This is a genomic window from Candidatus Thiodiazotropha endoloripes (assembly GCF_001708965.1).
In the GTDB taxonomy this organism is placed as follows: Bacteria; Pseudomonadota; Gammaproteobacteria; order Chromatiales; family Chromatiaceae; genus Thiodiazotropha; species Thiodiazotropha endoloripes.
Genome location: NZ_LVJW01000006.1, coordinates 1,393,718 through 1,412,078 on the forward strand (window position 1 = coordinate 1,393,718; position 18,361 = coordinate 1,412,078).

15 protein-coding genes are annotated in these 18,361 nt (G+C 53.8%); 12 read left to right on the forward strand and 3 right to left on the reverse strand.

Features of this window, described 5'->3' with window-relative positions; translation table 11 throughout:
- The first annotated feature begins 299 nt into the window (after window positions 1-299).
- The 8 genes from A3193_RS16930 (at window position 300) to A3193_RS16965 (ending at window position 7,837) form a co-directional block, all read left to right on the forward strand.
- Window positions 300-1,799: a hemolysin family protein gene (locus A3193_RS16930; RefSeq protein ID WP_083218822.1), complete on the forward strand. Its 1,500-nt coding sequence runs from the start codon at window positions 300-302 to the stop codon at window positions 1,797-1,799.
- Entirely contained in the window at window positions 1,783-3,045 is a 1,263-nt protein-coding gene (locus tag A3193_RS16935; RefSeq protein WP_069015350.1) for a hemolysin family protein, read from the forward strand. The genes A3193_RS16930 and A3193_RS16935 overlap by 17 nt, the downstream gene beginning before the upstream one ends.
- Window positions 3,046-3,307: 262 nt before the next feature.
- A complete protein-coding gene (locus A3193_RS16940) occupies window positions 3,308-5,104 on the forward strand; it encodes a Na/Pi cotransporter family protein (protein WP_083218824.1) in 1,797 nt (598 codons plus the stop codon).
- An 82-nt stretch (window positions 5,105-5,186) separates the two neighbouring features.
- A complete protein-coding gene (locus A3193_RS16945) occupies window positions 5,187-5,441 on the forward strand; it encodes a hypothetical protein (RefSeq protein WP_069003070.1) in 255 nt (84 codons plus the stop codon).
- Between the two features lie 17 nt (window positions 5,442-5,458).
- Window positions 5,459-5,749: a hypothetical protein gene (locus A3193_RS16950; protein WP_235615021.1), complete on the forward strand. Its 291-nt coding sequence runs from the start codon at window positions 5,459-5,461 to the stop codon at window positions 5,747-5,749.
- A gap of 179 nt (window positions 5,750-5,928) precedes the next feature.
- Complete coding sequence (locus A3193_RS16955) at window positions 5,929-6,219, forward strand: hypothetical protein (protein WP_139116874.1); 291 nt, start codon at window positions 5,929-5,931, stop codon at window positions 6,217-6,219.
- A 45-nt stretch (window positions 6,220-6,264) separates the two neighbouring features.
- On the forward strand, window positions 6,265-7,083 hold the full coding sequence (locus A3193_RS16960) for a choice-of-anchor H family protein (protein ID WP_069015351.1): 819 nt from the start codon (window positions 6,265-6,267) through the stop codon (window positions 7,081-7,083).
- Window positions 6,977-7,837 (forward strand): LEA/WHy family protein, encoded by an 861-nt coding sequence (locus A3193_RS16965; protein ID WP_083218826.1) that lies wholly within the window; start codon window positions 6,977-6,979, stop codon window positions 7,835-7,837. Before A3193_RS16960 ends, A3193_RS16965 begins: the two co-directional genes overlap by 107 nt.
- A 596-nt stretch (window positions 7,838-8,433) precedes the next feature.
- Here A3193_RS16965 and metH read toward each other — a convergent pair.
- The gene (gene metH, locus A3193_RS16970) at window positions 8,434-12,219 is read right to left on the reverse strand and encodes a methionine synthase (RefSeq protein WP_069015353.1); all 3,786 of its coding nucleotides are present in this window, start codon (window positions 12,217-12,219) and stop codon (window positions 8,434-8,436) included.
- A 293-nt stretch (window positions 12,220-12,512) separates the two neighbouring features.
- Here metH and A3193_RS16975 point away from each other — a divergent pair, with 293 nt between their 5' ends.
- From A3193_RS16975 to A3193_RS16985, 3 genes are all read left to right on the forward strand, one after another.
- On the forward strand, window positions 12,513-13,655 hold the full coding sequence (locus tag A3193_RS16975) for a response regulator (protein WP_069003064.1): 1,143 nt from the start codon (window positions 12,513-12,515) through the stop codon (window positions 13,653-13,655).
- Window positions 13,656-13,876: 221 nt separating this feature from the next.
- Entirely contained in the window at window positions 13,877-14,512 is a 636-nt protein-coding gene (msrA, locus tag A3193_RS16980; protein WP_069015354.1) for a peptide-methionine (S)-S-oxide reductase MsrA, read from the forward strand.
- Window positions 14,513-14,822: 310 nt separating this feature from the next.
- Window positions 14,823-15,851: a cache domain-containing protein gene (locus A3193_RS16985; RefSeq protein WP_069003062.1), complete on the forward strand. Its 1,029-nt coding sequence runs from the start codon at window positions 14,823-14,825 to the stop codon at window positions 15,849-15,851.
- Between the two features lie 8 nt (window positions 15,852-15,859).
- On the opposite strand, the gene A3193_RS16990 is transcribed toward A3193_RS16985, so the two are convergent.
- The gene (locus A3193_RS16990; RefSeq protein WP_069003061.1) at window positions 15,860-16,324 is read right to left on the reverse strand and encodes an OsmC family protein; all 465 of its coding nucleotides are present in this window, start codon (window positions 16,322-16,324) and stop codon (window positions 15,860-15,862) included.
- Window positions 16,325-16,486: 162 nt separating this feature from the next.
- Complete coding sequence (locus A3193_RS16995; RefSeq protein WP_235615022.1) at window positions 16,487-17,095, reverse strand: uracil-DNA glycosylase family protein; 609 nt, start codon at window positions 17,093-17,095, stop codon at window positions 16,487-16,489.
- 219 nt (window positions 17,096-17,314) lie between these two features.
- Here A3193_RS16995 and A3193_RS17000 point away from each other — a divergent pair, with 219 nt between their 5' ends.
- On the forward strand, window positions 17,315-18,316 hold the full coding sequence (locus tag A3193_RS17000; protein ID WP_069015355.1) for a zinc-dependent alcohol dehydrogenase family protein: 1,002 nt from the start codon (window positions 17,315-17,317) through the stop codon (window positions 18,314-18,316).
- Window positions 18,317-18,361: the final 45 nt, after the last annotated feature.

Consider the following 18,361-nt stretch of genomic DNA (forward strand, 5'->3'; position numbering starts at 1 on the left):
TCTCAAAGGAGTTTTCGCTATTAGGATGTTTGATGGCACTGGTCGGTTTCGGCCTGTTCATTCTCCTTGCCGTCGACATTTGAAGGTTAAAGCCCGGTTGCAGATTGATTGAGTCATCAATCATGTCGTGACTAAAGCTTTTACAAACAGATCGTCAAACAGGTTTTGGCGGGCTGCTCCAATACTGTATAGAGCTGCCGTAGATTGTACGTGACACTGTCCATAGCCGTTCGATGGTAGAAGCTCTGTATTGACCTGTAGTGCTGTCAGTTTACGCGTTAGAGAGATGGGTTTAATTGATGGAAGAGTTGAGAACACTATACGATTCCCTTGGCATGGGGGACGTGAACTGGGAGCTAATCCTGCGGGTCAGCCTGCAGGTGGTGCTGCTCGGGTTCTCGGCTGTCTTCTCCGGCTCTGAGACAGCGCTCTTTTCCCTCAGCCGCATCGATCTGCAAAAACTCAGACACAGCCGCGACAAGCATTCTGAGAATATCCACGCCATGCTTGATGAGCCGAGGCGTTTGATCATCTCGATTCTGTGCGGCAATGAGTTGGTCAATATCGCCTCTGCGGCAAACATGGCGGCGATCCTGCTGCTGCTATTTGGCGAGCAGGATGTCGGCTGGTTCAATATTCTGATTATGGTGCCCTTGCTGCTGCTGATTGGTGAGGTTACCCCGAAGACCATTGCCGTCAGTTTTCCGGTCAAATTTGCCACCCGGTTGACGGCCCGGATCCTACCGCGCTGGATTGTTTTGATTACCCCGCTCAGGGAAGTGGTGCGACAGATTTCCGATCGGATTACCACTCTGGTGGTGGGTGAGGCGGTCAGCCGGGAGAACATCCTGCATGCGGATGAGCTGCGAACCCTGCTGGAGGAGAGTGAGGAGAGCGGTGTCATTGAGGCCACTGAGCGGGTGTTGATCGATAACGTCATCGAAGCCTCTGAAACGGACATCTCCCGCATCATGACACCGGGTCCGCGGATTCGGTTTCTCGATGCGGACCTGCCGGTCACTGAACTGATCGACAAATTCAGAGAGTACCAGCACCCCAGAATTCCCGTCTACCAGGGGCATTGGGACAATGTTATCGGTTTCATCCACTCCGAGGATATTCTGCGCCTGATACAGGGTGGCGGAGACCTGGAACAGGTGACCCTGGAGATGATCATCAAACCCGCCCACTTTGTACCGCCGACCAAGAAAGTCGATGAGATGTTCGACTACTTCCAGGCCCACAATACCCGGGTGGCAATCGTACTCGGTGAGTATGGCGAGGTGCTGGGTATCGTTACCATGAAGGATGTACTGACCTTCATCTTCGGCGAGATCAGCGGCAAGATGGTTGGGCTTGAGTATTATCAGGAGGAGGATGACAACAGCTATGTCGTACCGGGCGATATGCGGCTGAGCGACTTCTACAATCTGACCAATTTCGATATCGAAGATCCTGTCATGAGCACCATTGCCGGTGTGGCATTCCGTCTGTTTGACTGTCTGCCGAAAGAGGGCGACAAGGTCCGTTATGAGGGTTATGAGTTTATTGCACGGGAAGTGACCGGTTTAAGAATCAGCAAGATTCAAGTGCGCAAGATCGTCGCCAATGAGGCGAGGACGGAGGAGTCAAGTGACGACCAGTCTGAATCAGACGAGGCGGATGATGAATCCCTTAACAGTCTGGATGAGAGCACTGAACTGGAGCCGGATGGTGATACCAGTGGGCAGGATGCTGACTCCGCTGCTGATAAAAAGAGACCCTTAACTAAGGAGGTGCAAGATGAGCTGGAGCGTTGAGTTACTCATCATCGTCATCTTCCTGTTGCTGAAAGGGTTCTTCTCCGGCTCCGAGATCGCCATGGTCAACTCCGACAAGTTGAAGTTGAGGCATCTGGCGAAGCTTGGCAATCGGGGCGCGGCGTTGGTGCTGAAGCTGTTCAAGACCCCCGATGTGATCCTGGGTACAACCCTGGTGGGAACCAATCTGGCTACCGTGATCATCTCCACTCTGGGTGCGCTGGTCTGTATCGAACACTTCGGTGCGGCAGGCGACCTGATCTCAGTGATCATCCTGACCCCGATTCTGCTGATATTCGGTGAGGTGGTGCCGAAGAGTGTGTTTCAGCAGGAGGCGGACAGTCTGGTTGGCCGACTGATCTATGTGCTGCGCTTCTTCTCCTATGTCTTCTATCCTGTGATCTTCATATTCAGTCGCATTGCCCGTCTGGTAACCCGCATCGTCGGCGGCGGCAGTGTGCCGCAGAACATGTTCATCACCCGCGAAGAGTTGAGAGTGCTGCTGGATATTTCCGATACCACCTCCGATCCCCAGACCATTGATCGGAAACGTATCCGACGCATCATCCGTTTCGCCGATACCACCGTGGGTGAGGCGATGATCCCTCTGCCGGATGTGGTGGGCTTCAATGAAGTGCGCCACATGAAGGAGGCGGTCAGGCTGGTGATGAAGCATGGCTACAACAGGCTGCCGGTCTATCGGGGCAATATCACCAATGTGAAGGGTATCCTGACACTCGATACCTGGGATCTGATGCAGCCGGATCTGGACAGTCGCCCGATCTCCGATTTCATCAGTCCGGTGCTCTACCTCTCTCCGCGTCAGACCATCGATCGTGCGTTACCCATGTTGCAGGCCCGGGAAGATCACATGGCGGTGGTGGTGGACGAGTTCGGCTCGGCGGTTGGTATCCTCACCATGGAAGATGTCTTTGAAGAGGTGGTGGGTGAGATCGATGTGGGTTACGACTTCGATGAGTATCATCCGAAACGGCGGATCTATATCGAGCATGAGAATGAAAACTCTCATCTGGTAAGCGGCCGCACACCGATCTCGGAGATCAACGACATTCTGCATGTACAGTTTCCAGTGGAAGAGGCGCTAACCATCGGCGGCTTGATGATCAGTCGTATTCGCCATATTCCTGTGGAAGGGGACAGCATTGAGGAACAGGGGCATCGGCTGACCGTCGTTGAAGCGGATGAGCGCTCGGTTGTCAAAGTCAGAATCGAGCGTCTATCGTAAGATGTCTGGATCTGGACCCTACGCCTGTACCCATGGTTTTTGAGTGCCATAGGGCATCACCGACTAGAATAATTATCACGGCCAGGGTCCTACAGAACCATGCCTTAGAAGTCAGTGGCTGAATAAAACTGACGATGGCAGCCTGTGTAGATATAAATCGGGGGTGTATCGCTTATGGAGTCACACGCTGCAGTGTGTCTTCTTAGGTAATCTGATCAATCACTGATCGCAGTTGCAGGTTCGCTGCCATACGAGAAAAACTATGATTTTTAAGACTACCTGCAGTAACAATGAATTTATCACCAGACCCTTGATACTGCTCTGCCTTGGCGGTGTTCTAGCGCTCTTCACCTTGCCTGCATTGGGGGCAACCGCAGAACAGAGCATCGAATGGGGTGTGATGGGCATGAAGCTGTTTGGCGGACTTGCCCTGTTTCTGTTCGGCATGGAACAGATGGCGGATGCCCTGAAAGCGGTTGCCGGTGATCGCATGAAAGGTATTCTTGCCAAGCTCACCAGTAATCGATTCATGGGAGCGGCGACCGGTGCTTTCGTCACGGCGGTGATCCAATCCTCCTCGGTAACCACCGTACTGGTGGTCGGTTTTATCACCGCCGGCCTGATGACCTTCAGCCAATCGATCGGCATCATCATGGGGGCCAACATCGGTACCACCATCACGGCTCAGATTGTTGCGTTTAAGGTGACCAAAGCGGCACTGCTGATGATCGGTGTCGGCTTCAGCATGCTGTTCATCTCGAAAAATGAGAGTGTCAAACAGTATGGCGGCATGATAATGGGGCTGGGTCTGGTGTTCTTCGGCATGAGTGTCATGAGTGATGCCATGAAACCCCTGAGAAGTTATCAGCCTTTTCTCGATCTGATGATCAGCATGGAGAGTCCGTTGATCGGTATTGTCGTGGCAGCCGCCTTTACCGGATTGATTCAATCCTCCTCGGCCACTACCGGTATTGTGATCGTGATGGCGAGTCAGGGCTTCATTACCCTGCCTGCCGGTATCGCACTCGCCTTTGGCGCCAATATCGGTACCTGTGTGACGGCCATGCTTGCCTCCATCGGTAAACCGAGAGAGGCGGTCCGGGCCGCCATGGTGCATGTCATCTTCAATATTTCCGGGGTGTTGCTGTGGATTATGTTCATCCCCCATCTGGCGGATTTCGTGGTCTCTTTCTCCCCATCCCATCCGGAGCTCTCTGGGATTGAGCGCCTGGGGGCTGAGACACCCAGGCAGATCGCCAATGCTCATACCGTCTTCAATATCGCCAATACTCTGGTGTTTATCTGGTTTACCGCTTATATCGCCCGCATTGTGGAGTGGTTGTTGCCCGATCGTCTGATCGAGGAGGAGGGTATCGCCGTCAGTGCCAAGTATCTGGATGAGGAGCTGCTCAGCACGCCTTCATTGGCGTTGGACCGGGTTCGGCTTGAGGTGTTGCATATGGGTGAGCGGGTTCAGGCGATGCTTGACCAGATCATGCCGGCAATCATCGGTGGCAGTCATGAATCCCTGAATGCGGTGGCGCAACTCGATGATGAGGTGGATATCCTCTATGAGCAGATACTCGACTACCTGGGCAGAATCAGTAAGCAGAGCTTGACCGATCGACAGACGGAAGAGTTGCTCAGTCTGATGGAGGCTGTGGGTGATCTGGAGAATATCGGTGACACCATCGAGACCAATCTGGTTTCGCTTGGCCATGAGCGGATCAGTATCGGTTTTTCGATCAGTGAGCCGACCAAGCAGGTACTGGAGGGCTTTCATCGGGTGATTATCCGGGCGGTGGATGGTGCGGTACAATCCGTATCCCAGATCAACACCGAAGTGGCACATGCGGTGGTTGCGATGAAAGATGAGATTACTTCCCTGGCCGATTCCGCCGCGCAGCACCAGGCGGCCCGCCTGGTTGTGGAAGAGCCGAATCGGATTGCGGCCTACACCACTGAGGTCGACATCATCGAAAAACAGAAACGTATCTACTATTTTGCAAAACGCATGGCAAAGACGGTGATTCCTCCCGAAGAGGTGGAAGAAGATTAATACTGAGTGGTTTGCGCATCGGAGCCTGGCGTTACTTACAAAGCTCGATATGAAATGGTTTTGCTTACAGAAGGTTTGATCCATGAAAATAAATGACCTGCTTGAGAATCTGAAAAAACGTCTGGAAAAAGCGGAGCTTTCTGATAAGGCCAAGTGTGATCGGATCGATGAACTGTTGGATCAGTTGAAGAAAAAAGAGCAGCGACTAATAAAGAAGTTGGATGGAGAGAAAGACTCGAAAAAATACAAGCGTCTGAAAACAGATTTGAAGATCGTCCAGGCGCAACATAAAAAAGGCACCAAGCGCCGTGATGAATTGAGCAAGAAGTGTAAATAGGGAAGTTCTGTTGTCAGGTGGTTGAGCGTAAACCCAATACTCAAGTTGCCATGCGGCAGCTGATTGATCAGATCCGTACACAGATTCCTTTTGATTTAAGCGAAAAGGAGCGCTGTGGTGAATCCTGTCACGGTTGTTCCGGCAAGCTGCTTATCTACCTTGAGAGTGAGCTGGATGAGTGGGAGGCCAAACTGGATCAGGGTGTGGTACCCGGTTTTGCCGATCTCTCCCGTTTGGCAGGAAAGGCGAGGAAGATCGCTACTGTGCTGCGTCGCAATGGGCTGATGCCTGAAGAGGCACAGGCCTAGAACCTGTCGGTACTATCACCGTTCGGCTCGAATGACATCGGATTGACCGAGCCCGAAGCGCACACGCCGCTTTCAGGTGCACTACCTGCTACTCTTTGAGGCCGCTTTCAGCGCCATTCAGCTTTCGTTCAGCAAAGCCTCCATAAGCTTTAGGTCAGGCAACCTTATGGAGCATAAGCATGAACAACAGACTCAAACCCCTGGCACTCGGTGCAATCCTGGCCACATCCATAACCTTGACTCCAACCGCGCAGGCCCATGATCTGCCTTATGGTCTATTGGGCGGCGTGTTGCTTGGGCTCCATTTCCACCATGGCCACTACCATGACCATCGACGTGATTCCTATCCCAGTCATCGTCACAGTGACAGTCATGGATACCGTCATCGTGACCGGCATAAGCATGGCCATCGTGACCGTGACCGTGATCGTCACCACCATGACCGGCGTCGACGTCACCGGGACCGCTAGGATCAGCAGGCTCGATTCCTTTCGGCCCTCTGCGGGAGATTTCTCATGAAGATGACACAGATATTGGTTTTTTCGGCGCTGTTGATACCTGCTTGTCTGTTGCAGGCGAATGAGTCTGTTGAACGCTTGACCCAGTCTGTCGAAGGTCCGGTAGCCAAACTGGATTGGAAAGGGCAGCTCGACCAGGCGGAGATCGATATCCAGCAGCCGATGGTTGTTACCGGTAGTCGTCTGAAGCAGCTGAATCGTTCCGATGTGCGTACTTATCACGATCCGGATTTTTCAATATTTGATGCCCGAACCGTGATCAGCCGTGATGATGATGACGATGGCTACTACCATCGGTTGAGTGTCAGTTTTGATGCGGATGTAATCAGTGGCCGGGCCTGGGTCTATGCTGAGCTCTATCTGAGCCTGGAAGGCGGCCCGTGGAATCGCTACTACACGACTGAGAGCTTCCCGATTGATCGGGACGATTCGGATGATGACTATGAGGTTGTCACCCGTTTACTGGATGGTTACCCAAGTGGTTATTATGATGTCCTGATCGAGTTGTATGATGCTGACAATGATGCCTTTTTGGTCGAGTACGGACCCTATGATGACCGGGACCTCCGTGCGCTCCCCCTCGAGGACAGTTATCGTGATGGGGATGATTACTATCACGGTGGTGGCGGCGCAATGGGCTTGAGCATGATACTGTTCGTTTTGCTTGCCCGATTGATTCGGCTCAACAATAGGCCCTGGAAACACGCTTATGCACAGACAAACAATCATCCTGCTACTGTTGATCTTGCTGTTTCAGGGCTGCTCATCTCTGCAGCAGGCCGAACAGTTGATGACCGGAATCCAGCCTGCTGGTGAAGTCAAAGGGGTCAAGCTGTCAGGCCTTGATCTTAGGGGCATCGATCTGCTGTTTGATGTGGAGGTGGATAACCCTAATCCGGTGGCGATCTCCCTGGACGGGCTCGATTATGACCTGAAACTGCTCAACCGGAGCTTCCTGAAAGGTCAGCAGGCTATGGGTATGAGTCTGGCTGCGGATGGCAAGAGTCAGGTCGAACTGCCGGTCAGGATGGAGTTTGAGCGGCTGCTCGAGCACTACAGTGAATTGAGTAAACATGATGATGTGCCCTATCAGTTGGATCTTGGATTGGGTGTCGATGTGCCTCTGTTGGGACGGGTGCGGTTACCGATCAGTTATCAGGGGCGTCTGCCGGTTCCCAAGCTACCCGATGTCAGGGTCAGTCGGATCGATGTGCAGCGAATGAGTTTGCAAGCCATTGATCTGATGCTTGAGCTGGAGGTTGAGAATCCCAACCGTTTTGCATTGATCCTGCAGCGGCTCGATTACCAATTTAAACTTAACGATATCGATGTGGGGCAGGGTGCGGCGGCACAAAGCCTGAACATTGATAAGCAAGGCAAGGGCAGAGTCCGTCTGCCCCTCTCCCTCGATCTGCAAAAAGCGGGCAGTGGACTCTATAGCGCCCTGATGGGTGGCCGGGGACTCTCCTACGAGTTGAGCGGTATGCTCGACGCAAGCGGCGATACCCCATTGATTGGCGATATCAAAATCCCCTTGGACAGACAGGGCAGCTTCAACCTGAACCGCTGAGCTGTTTCGGGCTGGTTGGGCCTGAGATAGGTCGCGTAATTAGATGAAGCAATCAGTCCGCGAATGAATGCAAATTGTTGTGCTGTGTCGGATAGAACTGGAGTGAATAATTCAAACCTCATAGGGACGCGAATCATCAGCGTGCCAAACAGACGGAGAGAGTCGCTCCCCTCTCCCCTTGTGGGAGAGGGGCCGGGGGAGAGGGGGAGTACCCATCAGCACTCTCACCAATTCCAACAATCACCAAAAACAAAGATTGCCGGGTGAGTACAGTTCACACTTCAATTGCATCAAATGCTTGATGCTCACCCTCTCCCCAACCCCTCTCCCATCAAGGGAGAGGGGCTTTTAGGCATCACCTTGGCTGATTATGAGTCAGTGAGATAGCAATGGCCTATTAATAAAGGGACTAAGAACTGCTGAGCCCTCAAATCCGATTAACAGTCGTAGGGTGGGGCCATGCCCCATCAAATAGGCTTTGAGTAAGCACCATTCAGATCTGATTAATAACAATTTGCGTTTATTCGCGTTCCTTTGCGGACTGTTTTCTCTTAAATATTAGCGAACCTTGGCATCCACTCGAGGTTAATGGTCGTCTAGCTTTCAGTAGGCGTATAGGCCAGGTTTGGTGCCAGCCAGCGCTCCATCTCGTCCAACGGCACCTTTTTGCGTGCCGCATAGTCCTCAACCTGGTCACGATTCAGCTTGCCGACTGCGAAATAGCGGGAGCTGGGATGGCCGATATAGAGGCCGCTCACCGAGGCGGTCGGTACCATCGCCATACTCTCAGTCAGCCAGATGCCGGTATGCTCCTCTGCTGAGAGCAGGGACCAGAGCAGATCCTTCTCCGTATGGTCCGGACTGGCGGGATAGCCCACGGCGGGACGGATCCCCGCATACTCCTCGGCGATCAACTGATCGTTACTCAGGGATTCTTCCGCTGCATAGCCCCAGAAATCCCGGCGCACCCGTTGATGCAGCCACTCGGCCAGCGCTTCTGCCAGGCGATCCGCCAGTGCTTTCAGCATGATTCCCCGATAGTCGTCATGCTCCTTTTCAAAGGCTTCCAGCTTGGCGTCGATGCCAATCCCGGCAGTACAGGCAAAGGCCCCCAGGTAGTCTTTGACGGCGGAGTCCTGCGGGGCGACGAAATCAGCCAGACATTCGTTATATTTTCCGTTCGGTTGGCGACCCTGTTTTCTCAGGTTGTGCAACCTGGCCAGAGGCTCTGATCGTTGATCGTCACGATAGAGATTGAAATCATCTCCATCCGCGTTGGCCGGAAACAGGCCGACCAGGGCCGAGGCCCGTAGCCACTTCTCTTCCACGATCTGTTTCAGCATCTGCTGGGCATCGGCGAACAGCTTGCCAGCCTCTTCACCCTTGACCTCATCTTCAAGAATCTGCGGATAGCGCCCCTTCAGCTGCCAGGCATGGAAAAAGAAGGTCCAGTCGATATAGTCAATAAGCTCGGCGATGGGGATATCCTCAAGCAGCACCATACTCGCCGGATGTTGTTCCGACCGGTCCGATTCCGCCAGGCGGATAATCCGGCATCCGGCAGCGGGTTGATAGTCCGCTTTACAGATGTTCGGTGTGGTGGGTTGGTACGCTTGCCACGGAATCGGGGTTGGATTCTCTCTCGCCTGGGTCAGTGGAATCAGATTACGGGATTGATTCGCCGCGGCACGGCGATCCCGTACCTGTTGGTACTCTTCGCGCAATTGCGCCATATAGGGTGCCCGCAGCTCTTCGGAGAGCAGATTGGAGGCAACGGCCACCGCCCGGGAGGCGTCGGCAACATAGACCACCGGATGATCGTACTGGGGCTCGATTTTTACCGCCGTGTGGGCGATGGAGGTAGTGGCGCCACCGATCATCAGCGGCTGGCGCATGCCGAGACGCTGCATCTCCTTGGCGACATGGACCATTTCATCCAGGGAGGGGGTGATCAGGCCGGAGAGACCGATCAGATCCACCTGCTCCTCTTTGGCCTTCTGCAGAATGGTATCCGCAGGCACCATCACGCCGATATCGATGACTTCGTAGTTATTGCACTGCAGTACCACACCGACGATGTTCTTGCCGATATCGTGCACATCCCCTTTGACCGTGGCGAGCAGTATCTTTCCCTGGGCCTGGCTATCGCAATCCGCCTTTTCAGCTTCCAGGAAGGGCTCCAGATAGGCTACCGATTTTTTCATCACCCGGGCAGACTTGACCACCTGGGGCAGGAACATCTTGCCGGCGCCAAACAGGTCCCCGACCTGGTTCATGCCGTCCATCAGGGGACCCTCAATCACCTCCAGGGTCTTGTTCACCTGCTGGCGCGCCTCTTCGGTATCCGCCTCGATGAATTCGGTGATCCCCTTGACCAGGGCGTGCTGCAGTCGCTTGTTGACCGGCCAGGAGCGCCACTCGGCATCTTCCTTGACCGTCGTCTGGCTGTTGTCTCCCAGATATTGCGGGGCCAGGTCGACCAGTCGGTCACCCGCCTCCGGATCCTGGTTCAGGACCACCGCCTCAACGGTGGTGCGCAGTTGTTCAGGCAGGTCGTCATAGACGGCCAGCTGTCCGGCATTGACGATGCCCATATCCATACCGGCACGAATCGCATGGTAGAGAAAGACCGCATGGATCGCCTCCCGCACCGGGTTGTTACCCCGGAACGAGAAGGAGACATTGGAGACGCCGCCGGAGACCATGGCGTGGGGCAGGCTCGCTTTGATCTGCCGGGTCGCCTCGATGAAGTCGACGCCGTAGTTGTTGTGCTCTTCGATGCCGGTGGCGATGGCGAAGATGTTGGGATCGAAGATGATATCTTCCGGGGGGAAGCCGACCTGTTCGGTCAACAGCCGATAGGCGCGGCTGCAGATCTCTACCTTGCGGTTGTAGGTATCAGCCTGTCCCTGCTCATCGAAGGCCATCACGATCACGGCCGCGCCATAGCGGCGGCACGCCTTGGCCTGCTGGAAGAACTTCTCCTCTCCCTCTTTCAGGGAGATGGAGTTGACGATGGGTTTGCCCTGCACACACTTTAAACCGGCCTCGATGATCTCCCACTTGGAGGAGTCGATCATCACCGGGACTTTGGCGATCTCAGGCTCACCGGCACAGAGATTGAGAAAGCGCTGCATGGCGGCAACACCGTCCAGCATCGCCTCGTCCATGTTGATGTCCACCACCTGCGCCCCGTTTTCCACCTGTTCCCGGCAGACATCCAGGGCTTCGTCATACTCCTCATTGAGAATCAGGCGCTTGAACTTGGCCGATCCGGTCACATTGGCCCGTTCACCGATGTTGACGAAGAGGCTGTCCGGGCCGATGTTGAGTGGCTCCAGACCGGCCAGACGGCACTGTTTTTCGATCTCCGGGCGGTTGCGTGGTGGCTTACTCTGCAGGGCCTGGGCAATCGCCTGAATATGTTGTGGTGTGGTACCGCAGCAGCCACCGACGATGTTGACAAAGCCAGAGTCCGCCCATTCGCCCAGATACTCGGCCATGTGGGCGGCATCCAGGTCATATTCGCCGAATTCGTTGGGCAGACCTGCGTTCGGATGGGCTGAGACAAAGCACTCGGATATCTGTGACATCTCCTCCACATACTGACGCAGCATATCCGGGCCCAGCGCGCAGTTGAGCCCGACCGAGAGGGGGCGGATATGACGCAGGCTGTTGTAGAAGGCCTCGGTGGTCTGGCCTGAGAGGGTGCGCCCGGATTGGTCGGTGATGGTGCCGGAGATCATCACCGGCAGACGGACCTGATCCTCTTCGAAGACCAATTCACAGGCAAAGGCGGCCGCTTTGGCATTCAGGGTGTCAAAAATGGTCTCGATCAGCAGCAGGTCACTGCCGCCGGCAATCAGCCCCCGGGCCGCCTCGGCATAGCAGCTGACCAGCTCGTCAAAATGGATGTTTCTCGCACCTGGATCGTTGACATCCGGGGAGATGGAGGCGGTCCGATTGGTTGGGCCGAGTACCCCGGCGACAAAGCGGGGCTTCTCCGGGGAGCTGTATTGGTCGGCTGCCTGTCTGGCCAGGTGGGCCCCCGCCTCACTCATTTCATAGGCGAGGGAGGACATATCATAGTCCGCCATGGAGACGCTGTTGGCACCGAAGGTGTTGGTCTCGAGGATATCGGCACCCGCCTCCAGGTACTGCTGATGGATGTCATGGATGAGTTCCGGCTGGGTCAGACACAACAGGTCGTTATTACCCTTCAGATCGGAGGGCCAATCGGCAAAGCGCTCGCCGCGATAATCCTGCTCACTCAGCTTGTGTCGCTGGATCATCGTACCCATTGCTCCATCGAGGATCAGGATGCGTTGCTGCAGCAGGGATTCAATAGGATGAACAGGGTTATTCAGGGTTTTGGCGACCATCAGCTACTCAAGGTTTTAGGGTAAACGGTCGCCAATTATAGGACTCTGGCCGGTTCTAGGCGAGTTGCCATTTGCTCAGACAGCCGGCAGAAGGGTTGTTGTTTGATTTTGTGATATATGAACGATGATCCGGTTGCGGATGAAACGGGTGGGTTATAGGATTCGTATGAGGGGGCGGATTTTCTGTTCTTTCTCCTGGCGATAATCTATAAAAAGCCAAATAAAGCCATTAACAACAACTAGCTGATTTGCAGTCGACTCCTTGAATACCAAGCTCTGAAAAGGAAATTATAGTGTCAAAACAAGCATTTCTGGTAGATGATTCAAAATCTGCACGTATTGTTCTCAGTCGTATGCTGAAAAAAAGCGGTTTTGACGGCGTGGAGATGGCGGAATCGGGAGAGGAGGCTTTGGAGCGCCTGAAGACACTCACACCCGATGCCATTTTTGTGGATTTCCTGATGGAGGGTATCGATGGGCTGGAGACCATTACCGAGATAAAGAAGGATTCCCGTTTCGACGCCACACCGATCGTAATGTGTACCGCCAATGAGGGGGACGAGTATGTTCGCGCTGCCGTCGATCATGGCGCCCTTGGCATCCTGGCAAAACCACCGACAGAAGAGAGTCTTGGCGTAATTATTGACCTGATCGAAGAGCATCAACGCGAAGTGGCGATGAGTGCCGCTGCAGAGGTTGATGCTGCCGAGCAGCAGGCGGAGCTGCCAGTGGATCTGGTCGAGGCAGGGGCGACGCCAGGCCCGGCTGCGCCGGTCGGGCTCTCTGAAGCGGAAATACAGCGTATTGCCCAGCAGGCGGCCATTCAGAGTGCAGAACTGGTTGTCCGCGAGATTGTCGAGCAGGCGGTTTCCGACTCCCTCGATCAGCGCCTGGCCGGACTTGTTGACGACTATCTGGAGCAGAAGCTGCAACCGATGCTGGCTGAGCTCAAACAGCAGCAGTCAGAGAGTGTGAAGCCTGCGGAGATCGATACGGAGGAGCTGAAAAAGGATGTGGTCGAGGAGGTTAACAGCAGCATCGAGGATTTTGTCAGACAGCTCAGCCAGCGCAATGTTGAAGAGCTGATCCAGGCCACCACTTTCACCCAGATCAACGAAACGAGGGATGAGTTTTCCGACCGCCTCAAACAGCAGGAAGCGCGCATTCTCGAACAGGTTCCTGAAAAGAACGACATGATTGAGCATATCAGGGTGATCACAGAAGGATCTCTGGAGGCCCATGTGCATGAGACTGCCACACAGGTATCCCAGGAGGTTGCGAACTCCGTTGCAACCGAGACGGTTGAGCAGATGCTGGAACAGCATTTGGCCCAACAGACTGTCGTCAATGAGAAGCCCGCAGCCGGCAAGGCGATATGGGTCATGTTGGGAGCCTTGCTGGCCGCCTCGGCCGGTGCTGCCTACTATCTGCTCTGACCGGTTACCGGCCCTAACCAGGCTCGGTTGAACAGGGCTCTATTAACTGAAGCCGATAAATCGCACAGGGTGTGGGGTTGGCAGTGTCCGGTTCGAGGTTATATTGATCACTATTCAACGATTCCCGGCAAGCGCTGTCAGTGCGATCAAACAAAACGGCGATTCATCTGTCTACCTGACAGACAGAGCCGGTTTGTGGCAACAGTTTACAGGAGCCTCCCATGTTTGGACTTGGACGCAAAACCAAAATGCCTGCAGAAGATGAGGCGTTGCCGGGCCGTGCAACACCGATTCAGCCCACAGCTGAGCACTTCGTTAACGGTCACAGGGTCTTGCCGCCATTTCCGCAGGGTATGAAAACAGCCATGTTTGGAATGGGTTGTTTTTGGGGGGCGGAGCGCTGTTTTTGGAGTCTGGACGGGGTCTATACGACCGCTGTGGGCTATGCGGCGGGAACCACGCCCAATCCGACCTATGAGGAGGTCTGTACCGGAATGACCGGCCACAATGAAGTGGTACTCGTGGTCTATGATCCAGCAAAAACCGATTATCAAACACTGCTGAAGACCTTTTGGGAGGCTCATAATCCCACCGAAGGTATGCGACAGGGGAATGATGTGGGTACCCAGTACCGCTCTGGAATCTATACATTCGACGATGATCAGCGGGCACTGGCCCAGGCTACCCGGGAGCACTATCAACATGCACTGGCACAGGTGACATCCGCTCCGATCACCACAGAGATCATGGATGCGCCACCGTTCTATTATGCCGAGGATTATCATCAGCAATATCTGGCCAAGAATCCTGCCGGATACTGTGGACTGGGTGGTACCGGTGTCTGTTATCCTGCATGAGAATCACCCATTCTGAACCGCTAAAGTACGCCTCGGACCGTTAAGCCGATTGTAGTGGTGTACGTTCTGCCAGACGATCCAGCAAGCAGGAAATGTCAAATATTCGTATCCGCATGGATTTAAATATTCTCTCGATGTGCTATGTCTATAGATAGGGATTCCAAAAGATCTGGACAGTCGCCTTTGGGATTTAATTAATCAGTGGAGACCTCTCAACTTTGGTGCGCATGGAATGCGAATTTCAAATCTAACACGGCAAAATCACCCGCATATCCACCTTGTTGGCAGAGCCTCATTATTGGTTTTAATGATGCTGGTATTCGCCAATCTGGTGCTCTGGGTGGGTTACAGACTGAGTGCTGACAACATGAAAGAGGTGTGGCGGGATCTGACAGATCTCTCCGCCGACAGCACACTCTATACCCTGGAACGAAGGCGCAACGATTTGAGGGCGGACTTGAAGCTGCTGGCATCCAATCCGGATCTTATCAGGGCCATCCTCTACTACGATGAGTTGGTATTGAACCGGATTGCTTCTGACTGGGAGCTGTTTGTTTCCGAAAAACGTCTCTATGATCAAGTGCGCCTGATCGATCTGAGTGGTATGGAGCGTCTGCGGGTCGATCTGACTTCCCATGGTGCGAGTCGGGTATCCGCCGATCAGTTGCAGAACAAATCCAATCGCTACTACTTTCAGCAGGGATTGGCGATAGATGCCGGTGCGATCTATGCCTCGCCGATCGATCTGAATGTGGAACAGGGAGAGGTAGAGATTCCCTATAAGCCAATGATTCGCCTGGTGGCTCCGCTGGATGTGGATGGTGAGATCAAGGCACTGCTGGTGGTGAATGCCCTGGCCAGCCATATCTTTGGCGACCTGGAGCGGCATGCCAGACTGGTGCATGGTGGACTGCTGCTGCTTGATGAATCGGGGAACTATCTGCGCGGATTCAGCAGGAATCAGGAGTGGCAGTTCATGTTTCCAGAATCATCCACTGAAACACGGCAGTTCAATGAAAGCTACCCGGATTTGTGGGCGATGATGCAGCAGACCCCATCGGGACAGATCAGCAGGCCGGAGGGGATTTTCAGCTTTCGCACGGTCACTTACGGTTCCAGTGGTTTTACTCATAGTTACCGGTTGGTGGTGGTGATGACCGAGGAGCAGCAACAGGCACTGTTGTTACCGCAGCGAAACCTGTGGCTGTTCATTGCCCTCGTTTTAACCCTGTTGCTGCTGTTTGCGGTCTTGGTCCTGGGTCGTTACCGCTCGGGTCAGCTACAAGCTAAACCTGTGGTCAACCGAAAGCCTGTCGACTTGTGGCATCTGTTCCGTTGAGTTGGTGGCTATTCGGCTTTATGCAATAGATCTCCTGCCTGGTTGACTACTTCCACACCGACTGGGATACCCTCTCTGATACTGGCGGTTACCACGCAAAAGTCTTCAAACAGCGTCAGGCAGCGGTCGCTTTTTTTCGAACTCAAAAGCTCATCTCCAGCCGTTATCTTTACATCAAGCCGACCGACCCGTAGACGTTTTTTATCGTTTCGCACCATTGTGCAGGTGACTTCCGTGGTAACTTCGTTTGAAGGTACATCCTCTTTGGCCAGGCAGAACATCAGGCTGGCACTGAGGCAGTTGGCGGCTGCAGCGGCGAGCATACGCGAGGCGTTGGGTCCGTTGCGCTCTCCGAGGGGTGGCGGTTCGTCCATGATGACATCCTCTGCTTTCTTAAGATCGAATTTCACCCGGAAAGCGTAATCCTCTTCCTGCTCCAGATGGATGGTGAATCGCCCAACTTCTTCTGTCATTGGATTTTCCTCGTCGTGTGTTTAGGGCTAACAGGATCTGATGCAACCTGTCAGTGAGTTATTGTTTACGCACAATGTAATAAAACCGATAGGATGTAAATTGTTTATCTCTCCGCCAGATTCATCAATAGAGTGCAAACAGCCTGTCGGCTGATCGCCTTGTCAGTCAGATAGAACCTGCCAGGCCGGGTGGAGCCGGATCAGATTCAGGGCTTGAGCCAATAACGATTTACCCGGTTCCGTTCTATGCCAGGTTGAGGCACCGGATGGATGAGGCAGTGGGATCAGGTCCGTATCCCCATGAGACAGGCCGAGACGATGTTGTTTGCCGATGATATCAGCCAATTTGTCGACATCGAGAAACTGACTGATTGCCAGTTTGCCCACGGGTAACAGAAGCTTGGGTTGTAAAAGCTCAATTTCCCGATCCAGCCAACGCCTGCAGTTGGCGATTTCCGTCTTACTGGGCACCCGGTCGCCCCCCTTCGGATTCTTACCTGGAAAGCAACGACAGACGGCTGCCATGTATACCCGATTACGGAATTGCGATTCGGATAACCCGATCGAATCAAACCATTTGAAGAGGGTCTTTCCTGCTGTCCAGGCAAAGGGTTTTCCCGCACTCCCCTCTTTATCACCAGGTGCTTGTCCGATCAGCAGTATTGGCGAGGTTGTGGCGTTGCCCATTACCACGGGCCCGACCATGGATTGACAGAGACGGCATGCGCTGAGTTTTTGCTGGTGTGCCTGAAGCAGTTCGAGTTGAGTCATCTAAACAGGCCCTGGATAAACTATGAATCTCCAGCCTTAACTTTTACCATAAACATGCCTCAAGCGTGGCAAACAGTTATTTCAGCCAGAAAAACTATAATTACATATCCATGCATGGCTGAATATGGACGTACCAATCGAATACAAACAAATCACAAAAATATAAATCGGTATTTAGTTTGTTGCTATCGAGGGCAAACCGCCGATTAGGAGGATTCAATGCGAGCAGTGGTGTTGAGGGAGCTGGGGGAGCCGGAGGTGTTGAAAGTTGAAGATATCCCTGAGCCTGCCATCGAAAACCCGACGGAGATCAAAGTCAGAATTATGGCGGCCGGAGTCAATCCGGTCGATACAAAAATACGTCAGCGAGGAGTGTTCACCGACAGTGGTCTGCCTGCTGTGCTTGGTTGTGATGGTGCAGGTATCGTCGTTGAGTGTGGTGATTCTGTGACCCATTTCCGACCCGGTGACGAGGTCTGGTACTGTAATGGTGGATTGGGGGGGCTGCAGGGAAACTATGCAGAGTATGCCGTACTGGATGAGACTGTCTGTTGCAGAAAACCCGCTTCTCTGGACTTCGCCCATGCGGCTGCCGGCCCTCTGGTGTTGATTACCGCCTGGGAGGCGATATTCGGCCGTGGGCGAATGACCGATGGCATGACCCTGTTGGTACACGCCGGGGCAGGTGGTGTGGGTCATGTGGCGATTCAACTGGCAAAACAGGCAGGGATAAGGGTTTTGACCACGGTCAGTAATCAGGAGAAGCAGGAGTTTGTCACAGAGCTGGGTGCCGATGAGGTGATCAATTACACACAGGGTGGTTTTATCGATGAAGTTATGCGGCTGACTGATGGTCGTGGCGCCGATATGGTGTTGGATAGTGTTGGCGGGGCCGTGTTCAGTGATTCCATTGCAGCCACCGCCCACTATGGCGATCTGGTGACGTTGCTCGATCCAGGAACCGGTATCGAGTGGAAAGAGGCGCGCAATCGGAATCTGCGTATCGGGTTCACTTTGATGCTGACACCCATGTTGCGTCATCTTCCCCAGGCGAGGATCAATCAGGTAGCCATTCTGAGTGATTGCGCCGAGATGATCGACAGTGGCTGTCTCAAAGTCGCAGTGAATCAGGTTCTGCCCTTTGAGAGAGCCACGGAGGCTCATCGGCTGATTGAGCAGGGTGGAATGATCGGAAAGCTTGTGTTGAGCTCTGAGGCGTGACTTGATTATCAATAACCGGATCCAATGTAAGCGATTATCCAGGCA